The organism is Streptomyces avidinii (assembly GCF_045161815.1).
Lineage (GTDB): Bacteria > Actinomycetota > Actinomycetes > Streptomycetales > Streptomycetaceae > Streptomyces > Streptomyces avidinii.
In genome coordinates this window covers 5,910,498-5,935,330 of record NZ_CP108863.1, presented here as the reverse complement: position 1 = coordinate 5,935,330, position 24,833 = coordinate 5,910,498, and the positions used below count along the sequence as shown (strand labels likewise).

Genomic DNA, 24,833 nt, shown 5'->3' with positions numbered 1-24,833 from the left:
GACGACGGTGTGGCGGTTCGGCGATGTGCCGGTGGTGCGGTGTGACGGTGCAGTGGTGCGACGGGTGGCGCGGTTGTGACGGGTGGTGCGGTGCAACGGTGTTGCGGTGTGCCTCCTGCGGAGGTGTCCGCGGGTAAAGCCGGTCCGGCGCCGTACACACAGTGCACGGCGCCGGACGGACGGACTGCTCTCGGACTCAGACGTTGACGCCGAAGTCCTGCGCGATGCCGCGCAGGCCCGATGCGTAACCCTGACCGATGGCGCGGAACTTCCACTCCGCACCGTTGCGGTACAGCTCGCCGAAGACCATGGCGGTCTCGGTCGAGGCGTCCTCGGAGAGGTCGTAACGGGCGAGCTCGGTGTTGTCGGCCTGGTTCACGACGCGGATGTACGCGTTGCGGACCTGGCCGAAGCTCTGCTGACGGCTCTCGGCCTCGTAGATCGAGACCGGGAAGACGATCTTCGCAACGTCGGCAGGGACGCCGGCCAGGTTGACCTTGATCGCCTCGTCGTCACCCTCGCCCTCACCGGTGGTGTTGTCACCGGTGTGCTCCACCGAGCCGTCGGGGCTCTTCAGGTTGTTGAAGAAGACGAAGTTCGCGTCGCTGGTGACCTTGCCCTGGTCGCTGGTCAGGATCGCGCTGGCGTCGAGGTCGAAGTCGACACCGGTGGTGGTGCGAGCATCCCAGCCCAGACCGACGATGACCGCCGTCAGGTTAGGCGCGGCCTTGGTCAGCGAGACGTTGCCGCCCTTGCTGAGGCTGACTCCCACGGGTCCTCCATTGGGTTCTGTGTGTGGGGCGGTGCCCCGTCGTGCAGGGGGCCCTCCCGGTCGTGACCGGGGGAGCTACCGGATCAACGTTTCGATCCTAGTGACGGGTTCCCGCCTGTAAGCGGTTTTCGCAGGGAAAATGCGTGTACGGCCCGCGCGGGCGCGCTCAGAGACTGTCGAGTGCCTTGATGTACTCGTTCAGGTCACGCGCGTCGGGCAGTCCGTTGACGACAGTCCAGCGCACGATGCCGTCCTTGTCGATGATGAAGGTGCCGCGGACCGCGCATCCCTTGTCCTCGTCGAAGACTCCGTAGGCGCGGGAGGTCTCGCCGTGCGGCCAGAAGTCGGACAGCAGCGGGTACTCCAGACCCTCCTGCTCCCCGAAGACGCGCAGGGTGGGCACGGAGTCGTTGGAGACCGCGAGGAGCTGTACGTCGTCGTTCTGGAAGCGCGGGAGCTGGTCGCGCAGCTCGCACAGCTCGCCGGTGCAGACGCCGGTGAAGGCGAAGGGGTAGAAGAGCAGCACCACTGCCTTCTCGCCCCGGAAGTCGGAGAGCCGCACGGCCCGGCCGTGGTTGTCCTTGAGCTCGAAGTCCGGGGCCTTGTCGCCGACCACGATCGCCATCTCTCGCATCCCTTCGTTCCCGCATCCCCGCGTTGGGCTGTTCGGGTGAGTCACAGACTAGGTCCTGATCGCGGCGCGGGCACGGAACGCACACACCCCGCCGACCGGGGTCACCTGGTCGGCGGGGTGCGCGTCCGCTTGGCTGCGGGTAATGGTCAGCGCTTGGCCTTGGCGGCCTTCGGCGTCACCAGCTTGGTGGAGGTCCACTCCTTGCCGACGGGCAGGCCCTTGGCAAGCGAGAGGCCGGCCGTCTCGGCTGCCTCGCTGATGTCGCTGGCCTCGACGTAGCCGTCACGGCCCGTCTTGGGGGTCAGCAGCAGGATCAGTGCGCCGTCCTCGACCAGCTCGGTCGCATCGACCAGGGCGTCCGTCAGATCGCCGTCCTCGTCGCGGAACCACAACAGCACCGCGTCGGCGACGTCGTCGTAGTCCTCGTCGGCCAGCTCGCTGACGAGCTTCTCGACGGCGTCACGGAATTCCTGATCGACGTCGTCGTCGTAGCCGATCTCCTGGACCACCTGTTCGGACTGGAAACCCAGCCGGGCGGCCAGGCTCTCCGCGTGGTCCGCGGTCGCGCTCACGGGGTGCCTCCTGCTCATGTTCGGTGAATGTCATCTGGCGGCGCGCGTACGCGCAGCATTGGGCGTAGTCCACACGGGCGCGGCGGATCGCGCAAGTACCCGGCCATCGAGACCGTCGAAACGGTGACGATTGCGGCCGTCTCGCCGCAACTTTCAGCCTTCCCGTGTGCACCTCTCGTGATTCATCCCACACCATTCCAGCTCATTCGGCATCATCGTCGTCGCTTGACGCCTTTCCTACCTCTTTGAGGGACGAACGGCCTTGCGAAGCCGGTGCCCGCTTTGGGCGTAAGGTAACGATTCGGACGGACTCGCGAAGGATCCCCGCCGATCCTCCCCTCCCGGGTTCCACCGGGTTCCCTGCGGTTTCCAGGGATTACCCGGTGGTAAAGATGAAGATTTCGGCCCAGCGTAAGAGCATGGGAGGCGGCGAACCCAAGGCACGACTCCCCCGACAGCGAAGGAACAGCGTGGCTTCCGCATCCGATCGCAATCCGATCATCATTGGCGGCCTGCCGAGTCAGGTCCCGGACTTCGATCCGGAGGAGACGCAGGAGTGGCTCGACTCCCTCGACGCCGCGGTCGACGAGCGGGGCCGTGAACGCGCCCGCTACCTGATGCTGCGGCTGATCGAGCGGGCCCGCGAGAAGCGCGTGGCCGTACCCGAGATGCGCAGCACGGACTACGTCAACACGATCGCCACCCGGGACGAGCCGTTCTTCCCCGGCAACGAGGAGATCGAGCGCAAGGTCCTCAACGCCACCCGGTGGAACGCGGCCGTCATGGTCTCGCGCGCCCAGCGTCCCGGCATCGGCGTCGGCGGCCACATCGCCACGTTCGCCTCCTCCGCCTCCCTCTACGACGTGGGCTTCAACCACTTCTTCCGGGGCAAGGACGAGGGCGACGGCGGCGACCAGATCTTCTTCCAGGGTCACGCCTCCCCCGGCATCTACGCCCGCGCCTATCTGCTGGACCGGCTCTCCGAGCAGCAGCTCGACTCGTTCCGCCAGGAGAAGTCGAAGGCCCCGTACGGCCTCTCGAGCTACCCGCACCCGCGGCTGATGCCGGACTTCTGGGAGTTCCCGACCGTCTCGATGGGCCTCGGTCCGCTCGGTGCGATCTACCAGGCACGGATGAACCGGTACATGGAGGCGCGCGGTATCGCGGACACCTCCAAGTCCCACGTTTGGGCGTATCTCGGCGACGGCGAGATGGACGAGCCGGAGTCGCTCGGCCAGCTGTCGATCGCCGCGCGCGAGGGCCTGGACAACCTGACCTTCGTCGTCAACTGCAACCTGCAGCGCCTCGACGGCCCGGTGCGCGGCAACGGCAAGATCATCCAGGAGCTGGAGTCGATCTTCCGCGGCGCCGGCTGGAACGTCATCAAGCTGATCTGGGACCGTTCCTGGGACCCGCTGCTGGCCCAGGACCGTGACGGCATCCTCGTCAACAAGATGAACTCCACCCCCGACGGGCAGTTCCAGACGTACGCCACCGAGTCGGGTGCGTACATCCGCGAGCACTTCTTCGGCGGTGACCAGCGGCTGCGCGCCATGGTCGAGAACATGTCCGACCAGCAGATCCAGCACCTGGGCCGCGGCGGTCACGACCACAAGAAGGTCTACGCGGCCTACGCGGCGGCCAAGGCCCACAAGGGCCAGCCGACGGTGATCCTGGCCCAGACGGTCAAGGGCTGGACGCTCGGCCCGAACTTCGAGGGCCGCAACGCGACGCACCAGATGAAGAAGCTGACGGTCGACGACCTCAAGCGCTTCCGCGACCGCCTGCACATCCCGATCACGGACGCGCAGCTGGAGGGCGGGGCCCCGCCGTACTACCACCCGGGCCCGGACTCCCCCGAGATCCAGTACATGCACGACCAGCGCAGCGCCCTGGGCGGGTACGTGCCGACCCGCGTGGTGCGGGCGAAGCCGCTGCAGCTGCCGGACGACAAGACGTACGCGGCCGCCAGGAAGGGCTCCGGGCAGCAGTCGATCGCCACGACCATGGCCTTCGTCCGCATCCTGAAGGACCTGATGCGGGACAAGGAGATCGGCAAGCGCTTCGTGCTGATCGCGCCCGACGAGTACCGCACCTTCGGTATGGACGCCTTCTTCCCGAGCGCCAAGATCTACAACCCGCTGGGACAGCAGTACGAGGCGGTCGACCGCGACCTGCTGCTCGCGTACAAGGAGTCCCCGACCGGCCAGATGCTGCACGACGGCATCTCGGAGGCGGGCTGCACGGCCTCGCTGATCGCCGCGGGTTCGGCGTACGCGACGCACGGCGAGCCGCTGATCCCGGTCTACGTCTTCTACTCGATGTTCGGGTTCCAGCGCACGGGTGACCAGTTCTGGCAGATGGCCGACCAGCTCGCGCGCGGTTTCGTGCTCGGTGCGACCGCCGGGCGGACCACCCTCACGGGTGAGGGGCTCCAGCACGCCGACGGCCACTCCCAGCTGCTGGCCTCGACGAACCCGGGCTGCGTGGCCTACGACCCGGCCTACGGCTACGAGATCGCGCACATCGTCAAGGACGGCCTGCGGCGGATGTACGGCCCGGAGGCGGAGGACGTCTTCTACTACCTGACCGTCTACAACGAGCCGATCCAGCACCCGGCCGAGCCGGCGGACGTCGACGTGGACGGCATCCTCAAGGGGCTCCACCGGGTGTCGCAGGGCACCGAGGGCACGATCGGGGCGCAGCTCATGGCCTCGGGCGTGGCGGTGCCGTGGGCGCTGGAGGCGCAGCGGATCCTGGCCGCCGACTGGGGCGTCCGGGCGGACGTCTGGTCGGCGACCTCCTGGAACGAGCTGCGCCGCGAGGCGGTCGAGGTCGAGGAGCACAATCTGCTCCACCCGGAGGAGGAACAGCGCGTCCCGTACGTGACGCGGAAGCTGTCGGGTGCGGAGGGGCCGTTCGTGGCGGTCTCGGACTGGATGCGCTCGGTTCCGGACCAGATCTCGCGGTGGGTGCCCGGCGCGTACACCTCGCTGGGCGCGGACGGCTTCGGCTTCGCGGACACCCGTGGCGCCGCACGGCGCTTCTTCCACATCGACGCGCAGTCGGTGGTCCTGGCGGCGCTCACCGAGCTGGCCCGGGCGGGGAAGATCGACCGCTCGGTGCTGAAGCAGGCGATCGACCGGTACCAGCTGCTGGACGTGGCGGCGGCGGACCCGGGAGCGGCGGGCGGCGACGCGTAGTCGCCGCCCGGCGGGACGGATCACAGCGGCGGGCGGGTCCCGGCCTCGGCCGGGGCCCGCTCCCGTTCACGGGTTCCCTACGATGCTCGGCATGAAGGAACCCTCACGTCAGCGGCAGTGGGAGCGGCGGAGCCAGCTCCCGCTGCTCGTGCTCGCCGCGGTGTTCGCGGTCGCGTACGCCGTCCCCATCGTCGTTCCGGACGCCGACGCGGGCGTGCACCGCGCCTGCACCTACGCGGAGTGGACGGTGTGGGGTGCCTTCGCCGTCGACTACCTCGTACGGCTGGGCCTCACGTGCGACCGCAAGCACTTCGTGCGCACGCACTGGCTGGACCTGGCCGCGGTGGTGCTGCCGCTCGTCCAGCCGCTGCGGCTGCTGCGGCTGGTGGCCACCTTGATGCTGGTGGGCCGCCGGGCCCGGATGGCCCCGCAGGTCCAGCTGACGACCTACGTGGCCGGGGCCGTGGTGGGCCTGCTGATGTTCGGCTCGCTGGCGGTCCTGAGCGTGGAGCGGGACGCTCCCGACGGCAACATCAAGAACCTGGGCGACGCCGTGTGGTGGTCCTTCACCACGATGACGACGGTCGGGTACGGGGACCACTCCCCCACGACCGGCCTCGGCCGGCTGCTGGCGGTCGGCCTGATGCTGTCCGGCATCGCCCTGCTGGGTGTGGTCACCGCGAACATCGCGGCCTGGTTCATCGCCCGCTTCGAACGCGACGACCAGGCCGAACGGCTCCAGCTGGCCGCCCTCCTGGAGCTCCGGGCGGAGGTACGGGCGCTGCGCGGCGAGGTCGCCCGGCTGGGCGGCACGGCGGCCGACGTCGCCGGGGCCGCGTCCGCCCCGGCGAGCGCCTCGCCGAGCGCCCCGGCGCAGCGGGAAGCTACCTCTCCCACACCTTGAACGCCCTCACCTGGTAGGGCGACTGGGGCAGCCAGACCCCGTCGCCGGGGTAGGTCTGGAACTCGCCCGTCTCCGCGCACTCGGCCGACTGGTACGTGGTCACCGGGCGCCCGGTGCGGTTGGTGAGGGACTGGGCGCTGGTACCGGCCGGCAGCGCGGTGCAGCTGTCGATGTCCAGGTTGCTCAGTTCGTGCGTCTGCCGGGCTCCCTTGAACTCCGGTTTCGCCCACAGGCACAGCTGCCCGGTGGCGCAGGCCCCGAGCGTCGGCGGTCCCGCGGCGTGCGCCGTGCCGGCCGTACTCGGGATGAGGGCGGTCAGGGCCAGGACGGTCGCGGCCAGGGTGGTCGTGGCGGTGGCACGGGCGTTTCGACACGTACGCATGACGGGTCAACTCCTTGTGGACGGCGGGCACCCGGACCGTTTCCGAAAGCTCCGCCGACACCACGCTGACCTGCGGTGACAGGCGGGCGGAAGAGGCCGCGCGCGCATCCACCCTGATAGGCGACAGCCCCGCCGGAACCGTCCGGCGGGGCTGTCGTACGTACGGAGTTGACGCCTCCGGGAACGGCCCGGCCGCCCCCGCCCGGGCCCGCCGGCGCCCCGGCCCCGCCGCGGGACCGGCTGCCGGCCCGGCCGGTGACCGACCCGAACGAGTCATGCGCGAACGGCCGCGGCGGCGCGCCGCGGACGTGGGACGGCACGTCGACACCCCCTGGCGGAGCCCTCTCCGGCCCCGCCCGCACCGGTACTCTGACCGCCCACTGGGCGTCAGGAAGGAGCCCCCGCGGTGGTGATCGACGAGCGGCCGACGACGGCCGCGCCGGTGGCCGGACTGCGCGAGCGCAAGAAGCGGCGCACCCGGGGCGCCCTGCTGCGCGCCGCTCTGCTGCTGTTCCTCTCCCAGGGCTACGAGCGCACCACCGTCGACGAGATCACCGACGCCGTACACGTGTCCCAGCGCACCTTCTTCCGCTACTTCGCCAACAAGGAGGAGGTCGTCTTCGCCCTCCAGGAGCTGGTCGAGTCGCAGTTCGTCACCGAACTGCGGGCCCGGCCGGCCGCCGAGGGCCCCTTCGCGGCCCTGCGGGGCGCGATGCTCGCCGCCTGGGACACCGTCGAGGTGACCCTGTCCGAGGTGGTCCCGGTCGATCTCTACATGCGCAGCTACCGGCTGATCGAGTCCACCCCGGCCCTGCTCGCCGTGCACCTGCGGCGCTCGACCGAGCTGGAGGACCGGATCGCCCGGCTGATCGGCGCCCGGGAGGGCCTGGACGTGGACGCCGATCCGCGCCCGCGGGTCGCCGTCGCCGCGTTCTGTGGCGTGATGCGCGTCACAGGGCGGCTGTGGGGTCAGGGCGAGGACACCAGCGTGGAGTCGATCCGCAAGCTGACGGAGACGTACCTCGACGGGATCGGACCGGCGCTGACCTCGACGTGGCGCGAACGCGCCTAGCCCGACCGGTCGCTGTGTCCGGTCCGCGGGGGCGGCCGGGTTCCCCCGGCCGGGCCTCACGGGGTCCCACGGTCGGCCGTGAGTCCGGTCACCCGGCACCCGCGGGCCGCATTTCGTCTCATAGGCTGGTCGCAGTGAACGTGCCCGGCCTTGCCCACCCCACCGCCCTCGGCGCCGACCCGCGCCCTGCCGCCCTGCGTGTCCTGCTCGCGCTGGCGGTGGTCTTCATCCTGCTGGCGACGACCGGCTGGACGGCCGTGCACCGGCCGGAGGGGGGCACTCCGCTGCGGACGACCGCCCTCGGCGCGTGGGCCAAGGCCCGGGTCGACGGCCACCCCGTGCCGCCCGCGAACGCTCCCGCGCGGACCGTGGCCCGTTTCTTCGCCGGCCTCGACGGCGCCCAGCAGGCCCGCCTGGTCGACGGATACCCCCTCATCGTCGGCAACCTCGACGGAGTCCCTCCCGCCGTTCGCTACCGGGCCAACCTGAAGGGCCTGGAGCAGGCCCGCCGGGTCGAGGAGGCCCGCGGCCGCGATGTCGCGCTGACCCCGGCCGACCGGGCCACGGCCACCCGGCGCTCGCACCGGTTCGCCTCCCTTGCCGACCCGAACCGGCAGATCCTCGCCTTCGACCCGACCGGCGGCGGCCGGGTGGCCGAGGTCTTCGGCGACCTCGCCCGGGCCGAGCGGGTCTCGGTGATCGTCCCGGGTGTCGACACCGACGTACTGACCTTCGAGCGCACCCAGCGCCGTCTGACCTCCCCCGTCGGTATGGCCGAGTCTCTGTACGGGGCCCAGCGCACGGCCGAGCCGGACCGCCGGACGGCGGTCATCGCCTGGGCCGGCTACACCGCCCCCACCGGGGTCGGCATGGACGCGGCCACGGGCCGGATGGCCGTCGACGGCGCCGTCCTGCTGAAGGCCCTCACCACGACCCTGCCCGGGGACGCGAGCGTGGCGCTGTTCTGCCACAGCTACGGATCGGTGGTCTGCGGGGTGGCGGCGCACGAGCTGCCGCGCCGGGTGACCGACGTGGTGGTGGCGGGCAGCCCCGGGATGCGCGCGGAGAACGTGGCCGAGCTGCACACCTCGGCCCGTGTCTGGGCGACGCGCGACGAGGGCGACTGGATCGCGGACGTTCCGCACCTGGAGGTCGGCGGGCTCGGCCACGGCGCCGATCCGGTGTCCCCGGAGTTCGGCGCACGGCTGCTGTCCTCGGCCAGGGCCAAGAGCCACACCGGCTATTTCGCGCCAGGGACGGACTCGATGGACAACTTCGCCAGGATCGGAACCGGTGCGTTCGGTTCCGTTGTCTGCGCGACCGGGGACGATGCCTGTCGGCGCGGAATTTCCGGGACAGAGCAGGACTGACGCGCGTAGAGGCGCGGAAAACGGGCCCCGCAACCGGGGGGACGCGCGGGGGCGCCGCCGTTTACGATGTGCCGCATGGGTGACGTACTGGCCGGAAATCATGCCGTCTGGGAGTTCGACTCGGACTCGGTGCTCATCCGCTTCACACGGGGGATCAGAACGCCGAGGCTGCTCCATGCCCTTGGCTCGCGTCGAATCCCCCTCGAAGCGGTGTCCGCCGTGTCCGTGACCGAGACCGGCGGCAAGCGCGACGCGGTGGTCCTGCGTGTCCAGCCGCGGCCGGGCGCCGATCCGCTGACGGAAGCCGCCGCCGGGCAGCTGAAGGACGCCTGCGACCCGTACCGGCTGGTGCTGCCGGGTGACCGGGCGCCGCTGGCCGCCGCGTTCGCCGACGCGCTGCGGTCCCGGCTCGGGCCGGATGCCGACGAGCCGTCCGAGCGCTTCCTCGTCGACGTGCCGCAGCCGCCGCCGGTGCACCTGAAGGCGTACGACGCCCGGGTGTCCTTCGACGGCTCGGCGATCACCTTCCACTGGTCCCGTACGGGCGCCACCGGCACCAAGTGGAAGGCGGGCGACCAGCGCTACCCGCTGACCGCCCTCACCGGCGTCGAGTGGTGCTCCCCCGAGGGCCCCGGCGGCCACCTGCGGCTGATGCTGCGGGACACCGCCAGTGACCCCCGCCCGGACCACGACCTGTCGTCGGCGGTCTTCGGCACGGGCTACGGGGCGGTCCACGAGTCGCTGCCGTTCGCCGCGGCCGTCCTGGCCGCCCTGCGCAGCCGCACCCCGGTCGCCGCCGTGCCACGGGTCCGCTCCGGCGACGACCGGCTGCGGCACCTGAGCGAGCTGCACACGGCGGGACTGCTCACGGACGCGGAATACGCCGCGCTGCGGGACCGGTTCGCCGCCGAGTCGCTGTAGCGGACGGGCGCGCGGGCGAATGCTCGCGCGCCCCGGCAGCTCAGGCCTCCCGCGCCGTCGAGGTGGCGCTCATGTCCGGGTAGCGGTCCCCGGCGACCTGCGCGGCGATCGGCTCCAGCAGGTCCAGCTCGGCCTGCGTGAGGGCGATCCGGGTCGCCGCGGTGTTCTCGCGCAGCCGTTCCGGCTTGCGGGTGCCCGGGATCGGGACCACGGTCAGCCCGTGCACCTTCGCCCGCTGCTGCACCCAGGCCAGGGCGATCTGCGCCGGGGTCGCACCGCGCTGCGCGGCGATCTCCCGGACCGGGACCAGCAGCTCCGCGTTGGCCTTGGCGTTGTCGCCGTTGAAGCGCGGCTGGTAGCGGCGGAAGTCGTTCTGCGACAGCTCCGCGGACGCGTCCGCGAAGGACCCGGTCAGGAAGCCCCGGCCGAGCGGGGAGTACGCCGCGACGGCCACGCCCAGCTCCGCCGCCGCGCCCACCGCGCTGCGCTCCACGTCCCGGCTGAACAGCGACCACTCCGACTGGAGCGCCGCGATCGGGTGCACGGCGTGCGCCTCGCGCAGTTCGGCGCCCGTGACCTCGCTGAGGCCGAGGTGGCGGACCTTGCCCTCCTGCACCAACTCCGCCATGGCGCCGACCGATTCGCTCAGCGGCACCGCCGGATCGCGCCGGTGCATGTAGTACAGGTCGATGACGTCCACGCCGAGCCGGCGCAGACTCGCCTCGACGGACGCGCGGACGTAGGCGCGGTCGTTGCGGATACCCCGGTACTGCGGGTCGTCGGTGCGCTCTATCGCGAACTTCGTCGCCAGGGTGATCTCGTCCCGGTGGGCGGCCACGAAGGGCGCCAGGAACTCCTCGTTGCGTCCCCGTCCGTAGACGTCCGCGGTGTCGAAGAGGGTGACGCCGGCGGCCAGCGCCGCCTCCAGGGTCTCCCGGGCCGCCGCCTCGTCGGTGTCGCCGTAGAACTCGCTCATGCCCATGCAGCCGAGCCCCTGGACCCCGACCGGCGGGCCGCCCTTGCCGAGCTCGACCTGTTCGAGGGTGGTTCCGTGCTCCGTCATTGCTGTGCCTTCCCCGGTACCGTTTTCATGGCGTACATGTCGATCTTGTAGTCCAGTACGGCGAGTGCGTCCGTGAGCTCCGTGATCCGCGACCGCACCTCGCGGCGCGTGCGTTCCAGCAGCTCCCGGCGCTCCCCGACCGTGTGGGCGCCCTCACGGACCAGTTCGGCGTACCGGACCATGTCCGCCACCGACATCCCCGTGGCCCTCAGCTTGCCGACGAAGGCCAGCCAGTCGAGGTCCTTGTCGGTGAAGCGCCGCTGTCCCGAGTGGGAGCGGTCCACGTGCGGCATCAGGCCGATCCGCTCGTACCAGCGCAGGGTGTGCTGGGTCAGACCGGTCCGGGCCTCGACCTCGCTGATCGTGTACCGCGTCTGCGTCAGGCTCTGGCTCATGGCTCCACGCTAAAACCCTTGAGTGCACTCCAAGCAAGTAGGCTCGGCGGCATGGAGAGCGTGGAGGCCGTGAACGGCATGGAAAGCCTGCGGATCATAGAGACCTGGCCGGTACCGACCGCCGCGGCGGGCGTCGTGCGGGCCGACGGGAGCCTCGCCGGCTCCCACGGGCCCGTCGACCACCGGTTCGCCCTGGCGTCGGTCACCAAGCCGCTCGCCGCGTACGCCGCCCTCGTCGCGTACGAGGAGGGGGCGATCGAGCTGGACGAGCCGGCCGGCCCCGAGGGGTCGACGGTCCGTCACCTGCTGGCGCACACCAGCGGCCTGGCCTTCGACGAGCACCGGGTGTCGGCCCCGCCCGGACAGCGCCGGCTGTACTCGAACGCCGGTTTCGAGGAGCTCGGCGACCACATCGCCAAGGCCACCGGGATCCCCTTCGCGGAGTACCTGCACCAGGCGGTCTTCGAACCGCTGGGCATGGAGCGGACCACCCTGGAGGGCTCGCCCGCCAAGGACGGCGTCTCCACCGTCTCCGACCTGCTGCGGTTCGCCGCCGAGCTGCAGGCACCCCGGCTGCTGGACGTCCGTACGGTCGCCGACGCCACCTCCGTCGTCCACCCCGGGCTCAAGGGCGTCCTGCCGGGCTACGGACACCAGTCCCCCAACGACTGGGGCCTCGGCCTGGAGATCCGCGACCACAAGTCCCCGCACTGGACGGGCGCTTCCTCCTCGCCCCGCACCTTCGGCCACTTCGGCCAGGCCGGCACCTTCCTGTGGGTGGACCCGGACGCACGCGCGGCGTGCGTGGCCCTGACCGACCGCGCCTTCGGGCCGTGGGCGGCCGAGGCCTGGACCCCGTTCACCGACGCGGTGCTGGCCGAGCTCCGCTCGGCCTAGGCGGTCTCTTTCGGATCTTGTCGGCCGGGCCCGCGGCGTCCGGTGCCGTGCCCGGCAAGGCGGAGGGGCGCCCGTGTACTGGACGTACTCGGGCGCCCCGACAGCGCGGCCGGGTGCGGTGCCGGGCGTTGCGGGCCCGGCAAGATCCGAAAGAGACGGCCTAGGCGGGGGCGGGGGCGGGGAATTCCCAGATCAGCAGCTCGCCCGGGGACCCGGCGGTGATCTCCAGGTCCCGCTCGGCGGAGATCCGTACCGAGTCGCCGGGGCCCAGCTCCTCCCCGTCCAGGCGCAGGTCCCCGCGCACCACGTGCAGGTACACCCGGTCCGCCGCCGGTACGGCGACGCGCTCGCCCGCGCCGGGCCGCCGGACGTGCAGGACGGCGCCGGCCGCCGGGACCTCGTAGGGCGCGTCGTCGGTGAGCTCCCGGACCACCTCGTACGAGGGCTCGCCGCCCGCGACGAGCGGTGCGAGCCACATCTGCACGAAGCGCAGCCGACCGGTGCCGTCGTTGCGCTCCGCGTGCCGCGCCCCGGACCCGGCGCCGAGCCGCTGCACGTCCCCGGGCCGCACCTGGCTCTTCTCCCCGGTGCTGTCCTGGTGGGTGAGCTCGCCCTCGATCACCCAGGTCACGATTTCGGTGTGGCTGTGCGGGTGCTCGTCGAAGCCGGCGCCCGGCGCGAGGGTCTCCTCGTTGCAGGCGAGGACCGGGCCGAAGCGCAGGTTGTCCGGGTCGTAGAAGGCGCCGAAGGAGAAGGCGTGCCGGGTGGTGATCCCGGCGGCCGGGTCCCCGCCCTGGTACCGGTCGGCGCCGCGGCGAACATCAATCATGAAGGCCACGGTAGACCCGGCCACGGGTCGGGGCGCGGTCCGGACACGGGACCGGACTCCGCGCACCCGTCCCGATAAGGCAGTCTTGTCACGTGCCCCAACCCGAACGTGAGCATTCGCCCGCCACCCCTGCCGCGCATCCCGCTCCCGCCCATCCGCACACCGCGACGCTCCGCCGACTGGAGAAGTCCTCCGGCCGGCTGGCCGCCAACGCGATCGCGCGGATGGACGAGACCCTGCCGTGGTACCGGGCCATGCCGCCCGAGAACCGGTCCTGGATCGGCCTGGTCGCCCAAGCGGGTATCGCCGCGTTCACGGAGTGGTTCAGGCACCCGGAGACCCCGCAGGCGATCTCCACCGACGTCTTCGGGACGGCTCCGCGCGAGCTGACCCGGGCGATCACCCTGCGGCAGACCGTCGAGATGGTCCGCACCACGATCGAGGTCATGGAGGCCGCGATCGAGGAGGTGGCGGCGCCGGGCGACGAGTCGATCCTGCGCGAGGCGCTGCTGGTGTACGCCCGGGAGATCGCCTTCGCCACCGCCCAGGTGTACGCCCAGGCCGCCGAGGCTCGCGGGGCCTGGGACGCCCGGCTGGAGTCCCTGGTGGTCAACGCGGTGCTGTCCGGCGAGGCGGACGAGGGGGCGCTGTCCCGTGCGGCTGCGCTGGGCTGGAACTCCCCGGAGCACGTGTGCGTGGTGCTCGGCACGGCGCCGGAGGGGGACAGCGAGCTCACGGTCGAGGCGATCCGGCGCGCGGCCCGTCACCACAAGCTCCAGGTCCTCACGGGTGTGCTCGGGGATCGTCTGGTGGTGATCGCGGGCGGCAGCGACAACCCGATCCAGGTGGCCAAGTCGCTGATCGGGCCGTTCGCGGCGGGTCCGGTGGTCGCCGGACCGGTGGTGTCCGACCTGCTGAACGCAACGAAGTCGGCGCAGGCCGCGGCGGCAGGGCTGAAAGCGTGCACGGCCTGGCAGGATGCCCCTCGGCCCGTCCTGGCGGACGATCTCCTGCCGGAACGGGCCATCGCCTCCGATCCCGCTGCCAGGGATCAGCTGGTGGAGGAGATCTACAGACCACTGGAGGAGGCGGGGTCCGCACTACTGGAGACCCTGAGCGTCTACCTGGAGCAGGCCAGCAGCCTCGAAGGGGCGGCGCGGATGCTGTTCGTGCACCCCAACACGGTGCGCTACCGGCTACGACGTGTGACCGACGTCACCGGATGGTCTCCTTCCGATGTCCGCTCTGCGTTCACGTTGCGGATCGCCCTGATTCTGGGGCGTCTGGCCGACGGCGATCCGCAGTCCTAGACTTTTGTCGGACATCAACAATTACCCCGACGGTTCTTCGTCCCTGTCCCCACGGGCGGCAGGGACCATCCACAAGAGAGAGTGTGAGGGTGCTCGTACTCGTCGCTCCCGGCCAAGGCGCTCAGACGCCCGGCTTCTTGACTCCCTGGCTCGAACTTCCCGGTGCCGCCGACCGCGTCGCCGCATGGTCGGATGCCATCGGGCTGGACCTTGCCCACTACGGCACGAACGCCGACGCCGACGAGATCCGCGACACGGCCGTGGCCCAGCCCCTGCTGGTCGCCGCGGGTCTGCTGTCCGCCTCGGCGCTCGGTTCCCCGGCCGCCTTCGGCGCCGTGGCCGGCCACAGCGTCGGTGAGATCACCGCCGCCGCGTACGCCGGTGTGCTGTCCGACGCCGACGCGCTGTCGCTCGTCCGGACCCGTGGGCTCGCCATGGCCGAGGCCTCCGCCGTCACCGAGACCGGCATGGCCGCGGTCCTCGGCGGTGACCGCGACGTGGTCGTGGCCCACCTGGAGAAGCTGGGGCTGACGCCGGCCAACATCAACGGCGCGGGCCAGATCGTGGCCGCCGGCACGATGGAGCAGATCGAAGCTCTGCAGGCCGACAAGCCCGAAGGCTCCATGAAGGTCGTCGCCCTCAAGGTCGCGGGCGCCTTCCACACGCACCACATGGCCCCGGCGGTCGCCACCCTGGAGAAGGCCGCGGAGGCCCTCACCCCGGCGGACCCGGCGCTGAAGTACGTTTCGAACAGGGACGGCCTCGTCGTCGCCACGGGCGCCGATGTCGTCGCCCGCCTGGTCGGCCAGGTCGCCAACCCGGTCCGCTGGGACCTGTGCATGGAGACGTTCGCCGAGCTGGGCGTCACGGGGATCATCGAGCTCTGCCCCGGTGGCACCCTGACGGGTCTGGCCAAGCGCGCGCTGAAGGGCGTACCGAGCGTGGGTCTGAAGACCCCGGACGATCTCGACAAGGCCGCGGCGCTCATCGCCGAACTGACGGCCTGAGAGAAGGAGCCCACACAGCATGTCCAAGATCAAGCCGGCCAAGGGCTCCCCTTACGCCCGCATCCTCGGTGTCGGCGGCTACCGCCCGACCCGTGTGGTGCCCAACGAGGTCATCCTCGAGACCATCGACTCGTCCGACGAGTGGATCCGCTCCCGCTCCGGCATCGCGACCCGGCACTGGGCCTCGCCCCAGGAGACCGTCGCCGCGATGTCGGTGGAGGCCTCGGGGAAGGCGCTGGCCGACGCCGGTGTCGCCCCGGAGCAGATCGGTGCCGTGATCGTCTCGACGGTCTCGCACTTCAAGCAGACTCCGGCGATCGCGACCGAGATCGCGCACCGGATCGGCGCGGGCAGGCCCGCCGCCTTCGACATCTCCGCCGGCTGTGCCGGATTCGGCTACGGCCTGACCCTGGCCAAGGGTCTGGTGGTCGAGGGTTCCGCGGAGTACGTCCTCGTGATCGGCGTGGAGCGGCTCTCGGACCTGACCGACCTGGAGGACCGCGCGACGGCCTTCCTGTTCGGTGACGGCGCCGGCGCCGTGGTCGTCGGTCCCTCGGACGTGCCGGCCATCGGCCCCACGGTGTGGGGTTCGGAGGGCGACAAGTCCGAGACGATCAAGCAGACCGTGCCGTGGGACGAGTACCTCGGCAAGGACGGCGGCGAAAAGTTCCCGGCCATCACCCAGGAGGGTCAGGCGGTCTTCCGCTGGGCCGTCTTCGAGATGGCCAAGGTGGCCCAGCAGGCGCTCGACGCCGCCGGGATCACCGCGGATGACCTGGACGTCTTCATTCCGCACCAGGCGAACATGCGGATCATCGACTCGATGGTGAAGACTCTGAAGCTGCCGGAGCACGTCACGGTCGCCCGTGACGTGGAGACCACCGGCAACACCTCGGCCGCCTCGATTCCGCTCGCTATGGAGCGGCTCCTGGCGACCGGAGCGGCGAAGAGCGGCGACACCGCGCTCGTCATCGGCTTCGGGGCGGGACTCGTCTACGCCGCGACGGTCGTTACCCTCCCCTAGGGCCGGGATACACATCCCGCCCTGTTCCACCCCAGTTAGCTATAGAAGGAGCGCCACATGGCCGCCACGCAGGAAGAGATCGTCGAGGGTCTCGCGGAGATCGTCAACGAGATCGCCGGTATCCCCACCGAGGACGTCGCGATCGAGAAGTCCTTCACCGACGACCTGGACGTCGACTCGCTCTCCATGGTCGAGGTCGTCGTCGCCGCCGAAGAGCGCTTCGACGTCAAGATCCCGGACGAGGACGTCAAGAACCTCAAGACGGTCGGCGACGCCGCCGAGTACATCCTGAAGCACCAGGCTGCCTGAGCCTGACGAGCGTTTGTCGCCACCTGGCGGTGGCGCCGTGACAATTCAGCACCCCCTGAGACGTGGAGAAAGAATTCCTGTGAGCCCGACCAATCGCACCGTGGTCGTCACCGGTATCGGCGCAACCACTCCGCTGGGTGGCGACAGCGCTTCGACCTGGGAAGGTCTGCTTGCCGGCCGTTCCGGCGTCAAGCCCCTGGAGGGCGAGCGCTTCGCCGAACTCCCGGTACGCATCGCCGCTCGGGCCGCCGTCGACCCGAGTGAGGTCCTGCCCCGGCCGCTGGCCCGCAAGCTGGACCGCTCGGCGCAGTTCGCCGTCATCGCGGCCCGCGAGGCGTGGGCCGACGCCGGCTACACCACCCCGGCCGGCGAAGAGACGGAAGAGGGCGCGTTCGTTGCGCCCGAGCGTCTGGGCACCGTGATCGCCTCCGGCATCGGCGGTGTCACCACCCTGCTCGACCAGTACGACGTCCTGAAGGACAAGGGCGTGCGCCGGGTCTCCCCGCACACCGTCCCCATGCTCATGCCGAACGGCCCGTCCGCCAACGTCGGCCTGGAGGTCAACGCCCAGGCGGGCGTGCACACTCCGGTCAGCGCCTGCGCGTCCGGCGCCGAGGCCATCGGCTACGCCGTCGAGATGATCCGTACCGGCCGTGCCGACGTGGTCGTGGCCGGCGGCACCGAGGCGGCGATCCACCCGCTGCCGATCGCCGCGTTCGCCAACATGATGGCGATGTCCAAGAACAACGAGAACCCCGAGCAGGCTTCCCGCCCGTACGACAAGGCCCGTGACGGCTTCGTACTGGGCGAGGGCGCGGGCGTCGTCATCCTGGAGTCCGCCGAGCACGCCGCCGCGCGCGGCGCCCGGGTCTACTGCGAGGTGCTGGGCCAGGGCCTGTCCGCGGACAGCCACCACATCGCGCAGCCGGAGCCGACCGGCCGCGGTGTCGCGGCCGCGGTGCAGAACCTGCTCGACAACACGGGTCTGGACCCGGCCGAGCTGGTCCACCTGAACGCGCACGCCACGTCGACCCCGCAGGGTGACACGGCCGAGCTGAAGGCCCTGCGCAAGGTGCTGGGCGACGACCTCGACCACATCGCGATCTCCGCGACCAAGTCGATGACCGGTCACCTGCTGGGCGGCGCGGGCGGTATCGAGACCGTCGCGACCGTGCTGGCGCTGTACAACCGGCTGGCCCCGCCGACGATCAACGTCGACGACCTCGACGAGGACATCGACGCGGACATCATCGTCGGCGAGCCGCGCAAGCTGCCGGCCGACGGCCCGATCTCCGCGATCAACAACTCCTTCGGCTTCGGCGGTCACAATGTGACCCTGGCCTTCCGCACGGTCCAGTAACCGCGCGGCAGACATGAGAAGGGCCCACCCGGATTCACCGGGTGGGCCCTTCTCATGTCTGCCGCGGGCTCGGGCCGGGCGGCTCGGGCCGGGCGGCTCGGACCGGGCGGCTCGGACCGGGCTCAGACCACCTGGTGGAGCCAGCGGACCGGGGCACCCTCGCCCGCGTAGCGGAAGGGCTCCAGTTCGTCGTCCCACGGCTTGCCGAGCAGTTTGGCGATCTCCGCCTCCAGGTCGGTCTCGCCGCGCGCGGACCGGGCGAGGGCGGCACGCAGCCGGTCCTCCGGGATCAGGATGTCGCCGTGCATACCGGTGACGGCGTGGAAGATGCCGAGCTCCGGGGTGGAGCTGTAGCGCTCGCCCTCGGCGTTCGGGCACGGTTCCGCGGTCACCTCGAAACGCAGCAGGTGCCAGCCGCGCAGCGCGGAGGCGAGCTTCGAGGCGGTGCCCGCTTCGGCCTGCCAGGAGAACTCCGCTCTCCAAGTGCCGGGAGAGGCGGGCTGTCTGATCCAGTCGAGGTTCACCCGCACCCCGAGCACCCCCGCAACAGCCCATTCCACGTGCGGGCAGAGCGCGCGCGGTGCGGAATGCACGTACAGAACTCCACGTGTCGTCACCGGGACCTCCAGTGTGGGACGAGGTCGGGAATAAACTCCAGAAAACGGACAGTATGTGACGTGATGTAATGTAACGGAAATTATTTGACATTGCGCTACGGGACCTGCGGCCGAAACGCCACGGGAAAAAGCTACCGTGCGCCAGGGGTCATGGTGTGACGTACGGTCGCTCCGAACCCGGTAAACACAGAGCTTTCACTCAGCAGGACCCCCCGAACGACACGGGGGCGACAAGGAGGGTCCCTTCCCATGCGCACCACCGCTGCGCGCCGCCGCGCGCGCCGGACTCTCGCGGGCGCGGGCACGGCGGTCGTGCTGCTGGCCGGGGCGGCCACCGGGTGCAGCTCGGGCGGGTCGACCGAGCAGGGCGGCGAGCGCGGGGCACAGAGCGCACCGCGCTGGAACACGGCGCCCGCCTCGATCGCGGCCGTGGGCGACTCCATCACGCGCGGGTTCGACGCCTGTTCGGTGCTGGCCGACTGCCCGGAGGTCTCCTGGGCCACCGGGAACGACCCGGCGGTCCGCTCCCTCGCCACGCGGCTGCTCGGGGACGCCGAGGCGCCCGCCCGGAGCTGGAACTACGCGGTGACCGGCTCGCGGATGGCGGACCTGCCGGCCCAGCTGGCGGGGGCCGCCGCGCACAAGCCCGACCTGGTCACGGTGATGGTGGGCTCGAACGACGCCTGCCGGCCCACGGCTTCGTCGATGACCCCGGTGGCGGACTTCCGGGCCGGATTCGAGAAGGCTCTCGCGGAGCTGCGGACCGCCTCCCCCGCCTCCCAGGTGTACGTCTCCAGCGTGCCGGACCTGCAGCGGCTGTGGGAGCAGGGCAAGGACCTGCCGATGGTGCGGCAGGTCTGGAAGCTGGGCATCTGCCAGTCCATGCTCGCCGATCCGCTGTCGGCGGCCACGGGGGCGACGGCCCGGCGCGAGCAGGTGCGGGCGCGGGTGGTGGAGTACAACGAGGTGCTGCGCGAGGTCTGCGGAAAGGATCCGCTGTGCCGCTACGACGGCGGCGCGGTGTTCCAGTACCCCTTCGCCGCGGATCAGTTGAGCCGCTGGGACTGGTTCCATCCGGGCAAGGACGGGCAGGCGCGGCTCGCGGAACTGGCGCACCGCCAGGTGACGGCGGCCGAGCCGCCGCGTTGACGCTCCGCTGCGGAAAGGGTCCGGGGGCGGGTGTCAGGGCCCGCCCCCGGACCGGTTTTCAGGGGTGACTTCCGGCCATACGGTGTGTCACGCGATGTCGAGCGTCGCGGTCAGCCGGGTGTCACCGTGCGAGTGGCTCACGCGGACCTCGTAGGCGCCGCCGATCCGCCGCCAGCCGCGGGCCTCCTCGTCCCAGATCTCGAAGGCCCGGGCGGGCAGCGGGATCTCGGTCTCGACGCTCTCGCCGGGGCCCGCCACGACGCCCGCGAAGGCGGCCAGCCAGCTCGCCGGGCGCTCCACACCGTCCTGCGCGGGCGCCAGGTAGACCTGGACGACCTCGCGGCCGGACCGGGTGCCGGTGTTGGTGAGACGGACCCGGACCGTGTCGGCGGTGGCCTCCAGGGACTCGTAGGTCCACTCGGTGTAGCCGAGGCCGTGCCCGAAGGGGTAGGCGGGGGTCACGGCGTGCTTCTCGTACGCCCGGTAGCCGATGAAGAGCCCCTCGCGGTAGTCCAGTCGCCCGTCGGTGGGGACCACCTCGGTGACGGGCGCGTCCGAGAACCGCGCGGGCCAGGTGGTGGGCAGCCGCCCGCCCGGCTCCGCGTCGCCGAGGAGTACGTCGGCCAGCGCGGCCCCGCCCTCCTGCCCGGGGAACCAGGTCAGCAGGACGGCGGCGACGTCCTCGCGCCACGGGAGCTCCACCGGGGAGCCCGCGTTGACGACGACCACCGTGTTCGGGTTGACGGCGGCGACGGCGCGCACCAGGTCGTCCTGGCGGCCCGGGAGGGCGAGGTCCTGCCGGTCGAAGCCCTCGGACTCCACGCGCTCGGTGGTGGCGACGACCACGACGGCGGTGTCGGCCTCGCGGGCGGCGGCCACGGCCTCGGCGATCAGCTCGTCGGCGTCGCGCCGCGGGCCGAGGTGGAGCAGCGAAAACATGATCGCTCTGAGCGGCAGCGCGGTCATGTCGGGGACCTGGAAGGTCAGTGACACCTCGACCGGCTCGCCCGCGGTGAGGGTGACGCGGGCCCGCTCGTTGGGGGCGCCGAAGAAGGCCTCGAAGGGGTCGGCCTCGTTGCCCATCTCCTGGACGCCGCTCCACAGGCTCTCGCCGCCGACGGCGAGGGCGAAGGCGCCGAGTCCGCGGGTGCCGAAGGCGTGCTCGCCGCTCTCCCGCGGCACGAACGTACCGCGCACCTCGATGCTCGCCATGGTCTCGTACGTGGCCCCCGCGGGCAGGTCGTCGCCGATCCACTGGACCTGGCCGGACGGCAGGCCGCCCTCGCCGAGGACGGCGCCGGAGGCGTCGCGGCAGACGGCGTGGAGCTCGAAGCCCTGACCGGCGGGGGTGAGTTCGTCGGAGGGGTCGGCGCCGACGCTGTAGGTGAGGGCGCCGTCGGGCAGAGCCGCGGTGAGCCCGTCGAGCGGGGAGACGATCCGCTCGGGGAAGACGGTGGCGCTGCCCCCGCCGAGGACGCGGGCGTCGCGGGCGGCGGCGCCCGCGAGGGCGACGGTGCGGCCGGCGTCGAGCGGCAGCGCCCCCGCGTTGCGGACCAGGACGAAGCCGCGGGCGGCGAGCTCGCGGGCCAGCGCCTGGCCGTCGATCGGGGCCGGGGCGCTCTCCACGGCGGCGGGGGCGCCCTCCAGGACGCCGACGCGGGCGGCGAGGCGCAGGACGTTGCGCACGGCCTCGTCCACGGCGGACTCGGGGACCTCCCCGGCGCGGACGGCCTCGGCGAGGGCGGGGCCGTAGACGGTGGTGGGGCCGGGCATGGCCACGTCCATGCCGCCTCGGATGTCGCCGGTGGTGGAGCGGGCGGCCATCCAGTCGGAGACGTTGCAGCCGTCGAAGCCCCACTCGGCGCGCAGGACCTCGTTCACCAGGTACTGGTGCTCCGTCATGGTCGTGCCGTTGACCCGGTTGTAGGCGGTCATGATGCCCCAGGGGTGGGCATTGGCGACGATGGCCTCGAAGGGCGCGAGGTACAGCTCGCGCAGCGGGCGCGGGGCGATGACGCTGTCGACGGTGAACCGGTCGGTCTCGGCGTCGTTGCCGACGTAGTGCTTGACGGTGGTGCCGACCCCGCCGTCCTGGACGCCGTTCACGTAGCCGGAGCCGACGACGCCGGTGAGGTACGGGTCCTCGGAGTAGCACTCGAAGTGCCGGCCGCCGAGCGGGGAACGGTGCAGGTTGACGGTGGGCGCGAGGAGGACGTGGACGCCCTTGCGGCGGGCCTCCTGGGCGAGGAGCCGGCCGGCGCGGCGGGCGAGCTCCGGGTCCCAGGCGGCGGCGAGCGCGGTCGGGGACGGCAGGGCGATGGACGGGTCGTCGGCGGTCCAGCGCACGCCGCGGACCCCGATGGGGCCGTCGGACATGACGAGGGACTCCAGGCCGATCGAGGGGACGGCGGGCAGGGACCACATGTCCTGGCCGGCCAGGAGCCGGGTCTTGGTGTCGAGGTCCAGTTTGCCCAGCGCCGCCTCGACGGCGTCGTTGCGTGACTGCTCGCGGACCTGATCGGCATCGGTCACGGCCGTGCCTCCTCGTTGAGTGCGGTTGCTCGGTGCGGTGCCCCCATCGTGGACCTGATACCTGTTGAACGGTAGGGTTCGTAATCTGTTCGTGATATTCGAATGCCGTACGGTCCTGTGAGCAGGGCCTGAACGGGAAGGGGTGCCGGGGAGATGGTCAGGGCGAGGAGCGAGGAGCGCCGCGGGGAGATCGTCCGCGCCGCCGTCGAGGTCATCGCGGAGCGCGGCTACCGGGGCGCGTCCCTGGCCACCGTCGCCGAACGCGTGGGCCTGACCCAGCAGGGGCTGCTGCACTACTTCCCGACCAAGGAGGCCCTGCTCGTCGCGGTGCTGGAGGAGCGCGACCGCTGGGACACCGGCGGCGGCTCGCGCTCCGCGGCCGGCACCTGGCGCCTGGACCTGCTCGCCTCGCTGGTCGAGTACAACGCCATGCGCCCTGGCATCGTGCAGACCTTCTCGGCACTGCTGGGCGAGAGCGTCACCGACGGGCACCCCGCCCGGGAGTTCTTCACCGAGCGCTACGCCCAGGTCCGCTCGGAGATGGCGGCGGTACTGCGCGCCGAGTTCGGCGACCACCTCCCCTCGGGCCTCACCCCGGAGCAGGCGGCCCCGCTGCTGACGGCGGTCATGGACGGCCTCCAGTACCAGTGGCTGCTGGCCCCCGAATCGGTGGACATGCCCGCCGCCTTCCGCTCGTTCCTGATCCTGCTGCGAGGGCCGGAGAAGACGACCTGGGGGCGGATGCCGGACAGGGGGTGACGGGCCATCGGGGCGCCCATCCGGCCGAGGCCGAGAAACGCGATCTTCAGTGCTGTGTCCATGCCCTCGACGCCAGATAGGCACACTCATGCGACAGGCGAATGTCTAGCATGGCCGCCATGCCCACTTCGCACAGCCTGTACGAGGTCTTCCTGCACGTGGCCCGCCTGGCCTCCTTCACCGCCGCAGCCCGCTCCCTCGGCTACACCCAGTCCGCGGTCTCCCGGCAGATCCAGACCCTGGAGGACGAATGGGGGACCCCGCTCTTCGACCGCCTCCCCCGCGGGGTCCGGCTGACCGAGGCCGGCCGGATCCTGCTCCCGCACGCCCAGGCCGTCGGCGAGCGGCTGCGCACCGCCCGCGCCGAACTCGACGCACTGCACACCCTCGGCGCCGGCCGGCTGCGCATCGGCGCCATCTCCACCGCCGACGCCGCGCTGCTGCCCCGCGCGCTGGCCGCCTTCCGGGCCCGCCACCCCGGCGTGGCCGTCACCCGTACCGAGGGCCCCTCCGCCAAGCACCTGGCCCTCCTCGCCGCCGGGGACCTCGACCTCGCCGTCGTCGCGGACACCTCCGCGGAGCCGCCCCTCGGCTGCACCCCGCACCACCTGCTCGACGAGCGGATGTACGTGGCCCTGCCGCACGGCCACCGGCTCGCCGGGCGCACCGACGTACGGCTGGCCGAACTGGCCGACGAGGAGTGGATCGCGGCGGACGCCCGGCCGGAGGAGACCCTCATGCACTCCGCGCTGGCCGGTGGCTTCCGCCCGCGCACCGGTTTCGTCGCCGCCGACTGGATCGCCAAGCAGGGCTTCGTCGCGGCCGGGCTCGGCGTCACCCTGGTCCCGGCGCTCGCCGCCTCCTCGGCCCGGGCCGACCTCGCACTCGTCCCCCTGCATCCGGACGACACCCCGCGCCGCCGGGTCTACGCCGCCACCCCGCGCGGGATCGCCCCCTCCCCCGCCGCCCTCGCCTTCCTGGCCCTGCTCAGGGAGGCCGCGGCCGGGCTGGCATCCTGACCGGGTGAAGATCGCCGCAGCGCAGCTGACGTGTACCCCCGCCGATGTACGGGCCAATGTCGCCCGGGCCGCGGAACTCGCCGCCGAGGCCCGTGAACAGGGCGCCGGGCTGGTGGTGTTCCCCGAGCTCGCGCTGACCGGGTACGAGCTCGCCGCGCTGGCCGCCGACCCGGGCCTGTGGACGGCCGCCGACGACCCCCGGCTGGATCCGCTGCGCTCCGCCGGGATCGCCACCGCGGTGAACGTCGCCCTGCCCACCGGCGGCCCGCGCCCCGCCATCGCGACCCTGGTCCACGACGCGGACGGCGCGCACGTGACGACGTACGCGAAGCAGCACCTGTACCGGCACGAGCAGGACTTCTTCCGGGCCGGTGAGGGCGACGGGCGCTTCGAACTCGGCGGGATCCGTTTCTCCCTGGGCGTCTGCTACGACAACCACTTCCCCGAACTGCCCGGCCGGGGCGCGGCCGACGGCTGCCGGGTCCACCTGGCGAGCTCCCTGTACGGGACGGGCGACGGGATCCACGAGCGCGCCACCGTGTACCCGGGGATCGCGCGGGAGCACGGCGTGTACGTGGTCCTCGCCAACCACGTCGGCCCGGCGGGCCCGTGGACCGGCTGCGGCCGGGCGGCCGTGTGGGCCCCCGGCGGGGCCCTGCTGGCGGAGGCGGACGACCGTACGCCCTCGGTGGTGACGGCCTCGGTCGGGACGGCCCGGTCCTGACGGCCCCCG

The 24,833-nt window shown here is 71.8% G+C and carries 24 protein-coding genes; 15 read left to right on the top strand and 9 right to left on the bottom strand.

The features are described 5' to 3' along the window. Window positions 1–196: 196 nt before the first annotated feature. The 3 genes from OG373_RS26655 to OG373_RS26645 form a co-directional block, all read right to left on the bottom strand. Complete coding sequence (locus OG373_RS26655) at window positions 197–772, bottom strand: TerD family protein (protein ID WP_030009302.1); 576 nt, start codon at window positions 770–772, stop codon at window positions 197–199. A 166-nt stretch (window positions 773–938) separates the two neighbouring features. Next, window positions 939–1,397, bottom strand: a complete 459-nt coding sequence (locus OG373_RS26650) for a peroxiredoxin (protein WP_405440787.1) — start codon at window positions 1,395–1,397, stop codon at window positions 939–941. 155 nt (window positions 1,398–1,552) lie between these two features. Continuing rightward, a complete protein-coding gene (locus OG373_RS26645; RefSeq protein WP_030009300.1) occupies window positions 1,553–1,978 on the bottom strand; it encodes a DUF3052 domain-containing protein in 426 nt (141 codons plus the stop codon). Between the two features lie 470 nt (window positions 1,979–2,448). Between OG373_RS26645 and aceE the strand changes: the two genes are divergently transcribed. Together aceE and OG373_RS26635 are read left to right on the top strand one after the other, a co-directional pair. Continuing rightward, window positions 2,449–5,181, top strand: a complete 2,733-nt coding sequence (aceE, locus tag OG373_RS26640) for a pyruvate dehydrogenase (acetyl-transferring), homodimeric type (protein ID WP_405440785.1) — start codon at window positions 2,449–2,451, stop codon at window positions 5,179–5,181. 91 nt (window positions 5,182–5,272) lie between these two features. Beyond that, complete coding sequence (locus tag OG373_RS26635; RefSeq protein WP_405440784.1) at window positions 5,273–6,085, top strand: potassium channel family protein; 813 nt, start codon at window positions 5,273–5,275, stop codon at window positions 6,083–6,085. Here OG373_RS26635 and OG373_RS26630 read toward each other — a convergent pair. Then, window positions 6,066–6,467: a peptidase inhibitor family I36 protein gene (locus OG373_RS26630; protein WP_405440783.1), complete on the bottom strand. Its 402-nt coding sequence runs from the start codon at window positions 6,465–6,467 to the stop codon at window positions 6,066–6,068. The genes OG373_RS26635 and OG373_RS26630 overlap by 20 nt on opposite strands. 409 nt (window positions 6,468–6,876) lie before the next feature. Here OG373_RS26630 and OG373_RS26625 point away from each other — a divergent pair, with 409 nt between their 5' ends. From OG373_RS26625 to OG373_RS26615, 3 genes are all read left to right on the top strand, one after another. Further along, a complete protein-coding gene (locus tag OG373_RS26625) occupies window positions 6,877–7,539 on the top strand; it encodes a TetR/AcrR family transcriptional regulator (protein WP_405444209.1) in 663 nt (220 codons plus the stop codon). Window positions 7,540–7,673: 134 nt separating this feature from the next. Further along, the gene (locus OG373_RS26620) at window positions 7,674–8,909 is read left to right on the top strand and encodes an alpha/beta hydrolase (RefSeq protein WP_405440782.1); all 1,236 of its coding nucleotides are present in this window, start codon (window positions 7,674–7,676) and stop codon (window positions 8,907–8,909) included. A gap of 66 nt (window positions 8,910–8,975) precedes the next feature. Further along, window positions 8,976–9,830: a DUF4429 domain-containing protein gene (locus OG373_RS26615; protein ID WP_405440781.1), complete on the top strand. Its 855-nt coding sequence runs from the start codon at window positions 8,976–8,978 to the stop codon at window positions 9,828–9,830. Between the two features lie 40 nt (window positions 9,831–9,870). On the opposite strand, the gene OG373_RS26610 is transcribed toward OG373_RS26615, so the two are convergent. Next, the gene (locus OG373_RS26610) at window positions 9,871–10,893 is read right to left on the bottom strand and encodes an aldo/keto reductase (protein ID WP_405440780.1); all 1,023 of its coding nucleotides are present in this window, start codon (window positions 10,891–10,893) and stop codon (window positions 9,871–9,873) included. Continuing rightward, window positions 10,890–11,288 (bottom strand): MerR family transcriptional regulator, encoded by a 399-nt coding sequence (locus tag OG373_RS26605; RefSeq protein ID WP_397728653.1) that lies wholly within the window; start codon window positions 11,286–11,288, stop codon window positions 10,890–10,892. The genes OG373_RS26610 and OG373_RS26605 overlap by 4 nt, the downstream gene beginning before the upstream one ends. 78 nt (window positions 11,289–11,366) lie before the next feature. On the opposite strand from OG373_RS26605, the gene OG373_RS26600 reads away from it, so the two are divergent. Continuing rightward, window positions 11,367–12,185 carry a serine hydrolase domain-containing protein gene (locus OG373_RS26600; RefSeq protein ID WP_405444207.1) on the top strand — a complete coding sequence of 273 codons (819 nt, stop codon included), beginning with the start codon at window positions 11,367–11,369 and terminating at the stop codon, window positions 12,183–12,185. Between the two features lie 160 nt (window positions 12,186–12,345). Here OG373_RS26600 and OG373_RS26595 read toward each other — a convergent pair whose 3' ends face one another. Then, window positions 12,346–13,014 (bottom strand): pirin family protein, encoded by a 669-nt coding sequence (locus OG373_RS26595; RefSeq protein WP_405440779.1) that lies wholly within the window; start codon window positions 13,012–13,014, stop codon window positions 12,346–12,348. Window positions 13,015–13,106: 92 nt separating this feature from the next. Here OG373_RS26595 and OG373_RS26590 point away from each other — a divergent pair, with 92 nt between their 5' ends. From OG373_RS26590 to OG373_RS26570, 5 genes are all read left to right on the top strand, one after another. Continuing rightward, complete coding sequence (locus tag OG373_RS26590) at window positions 13,107–14,324, top strand: CdaR family transcriptional regulator (protein WP_189964030.1); 1,218 nt, start codon at window positions 13,107–13,109, stop codon at window positions 14,322–14,324. An 89-nt stretch (window positions 14,325–14,413) separates the two neighbouring features. Continuing rightward, window positions 14,414–15,331 (top strand): ACP S-malonyltransferase, encoded by a 918-nt coding sequence (locus OG373_RS26585; protein WP_405440777.1) that lies wholly within the window; start codon window positions 14,414–14,416, stop codon window positions 15,329–15,331. A 19-nt stretch (window positions 15,332–15,350) separates the two neighbouring features. Next, on the top strand, window positions 15,351–16,355 hold the full coding sequence (locus OG373_RS26580) for a ketoacyl-ACP synthase III (protein WP_405440776.1): 1,005 nt from the start codon (window positions 15,351–15,353) through the stop codon (window positions 16,353–16,355). Between the two features lie 57 nt (window positions 16,356–16,412). Continuing rightward, window positions 16,413–16,664, top strand: a complete 252-nt coding sequence (locus tag OG373_RS26575; RefSeq protein WP_053702965.1) for an acyl carrier protein — start codon at window positions 16,413–16,415, stop codon at window positions 16,662–16,664. A 79-nt stretch (window positions 16,665–16,743) separates the two neighbouring features. Continuing rightward, window positions 16,744–18,024: a beta-ketoacyl synthase gene (locus OG373_RS26570; protein ID WP_189964036.1), complete on the top strand. Its 1,281-nt coding sequence runs from the start codon at window positions 16,744–16,746 to the stop codon at window positions 18,022–18,024. Between the two features lie 122 nt (window positions 18,025–18,146). Here OG373_RS26570 and OG373_RS26565 read toward each other — a convergent pair whose 3' ends face one another. Further along, complete coding sequence (locus OG373_RS26565; protein WP_052875531.1) at window positions 18,147–18,641, bottom strand: DUF3145 domain-containing protein; 495 nt, start codon at window positions 18,639–18,641, stop codon at window positions 18,147–18,149. A 249-nt stretch (window positions 18,642–18,890) separates the two neighbouring features. On the opposite strand from OG373_RS26565, the gene OG373_RS26560 reads away from it, so the two are divergent. Beyond that, window positions 18,891–19,790, top strand: coding sequence for an SGNH/GDSL hydrolase family protein (locus tag OG373_RS26560; protein WP_405440775.1), 900 nt, complete (start codon window positions 18,891–18,893; stop codon window positions 19,788–19,790). Between the two features lie 87 nt (window positions 19,791–19,877). On the opposite strand, the gene OG373_RS26555 is transcribed toward OG373_RS26560, so the two are convergent. Then, window positions 19,878–22,322 (bottom strand): beta-glucosidase, encoded by a 2,445-nt coding sequence (locus OG373_RS26555; protein WP_405440773.1) that lies wholly within the window; start codon window positions 22,320–22,322, stop codon window positions 19,878–19,880. Between the two features lie 153 nt (window positions 22,323–22,475). On the opposite strand from OG373_RS26555, the gene OG373_RS26550 reads away from it, so the two are divergent. The 3 genes from OG373_RS26550 (at window position 22,476) to OG373_RS26540 (ending at window position 24,824) form a co-directional block, all read left to right on the top strand. Further along, window positions 22,476–23,081 (top strand): TetR/AcrR family transcriptional regulator, encoded by a 606-nt coding sequence (locus OG373_RS26550; RefSeq protein WP_405440771.1) that lies wholly within the window; start codon window positions 22,476–22,478, stop codon window positions 23,079–23,081. Between the two features lie 110 nt (window positions 23,082–23,191). Beyond that, complete coding sequence (locus OG373_RS26545; RefSeq protein ID WP_405440770.1) at window positions 23,192–24,100, top strand: LysR family transcriptional regulator; 909 nt, start codon at window positions 23,192–23,194, stop codon at window positions 24,098–24,100. 4 nt (window positions 24,101–24,104) lie between these two features. After that, the gene (locus OG373_RS26540; RefSeq protein WP_405440768.1) at window positions 24,105–24,824 is read left to right on the top strand and encodes a carbon-nitrogen hydrolase family protein; all 720 of its coding nucleotides are present in this window, start codon (window positions 24,105–24,107) and stop codon (window positions 24,822–24,824) included. Window positions 24,825–24,833: the final 9 nt, after the last annotated feature.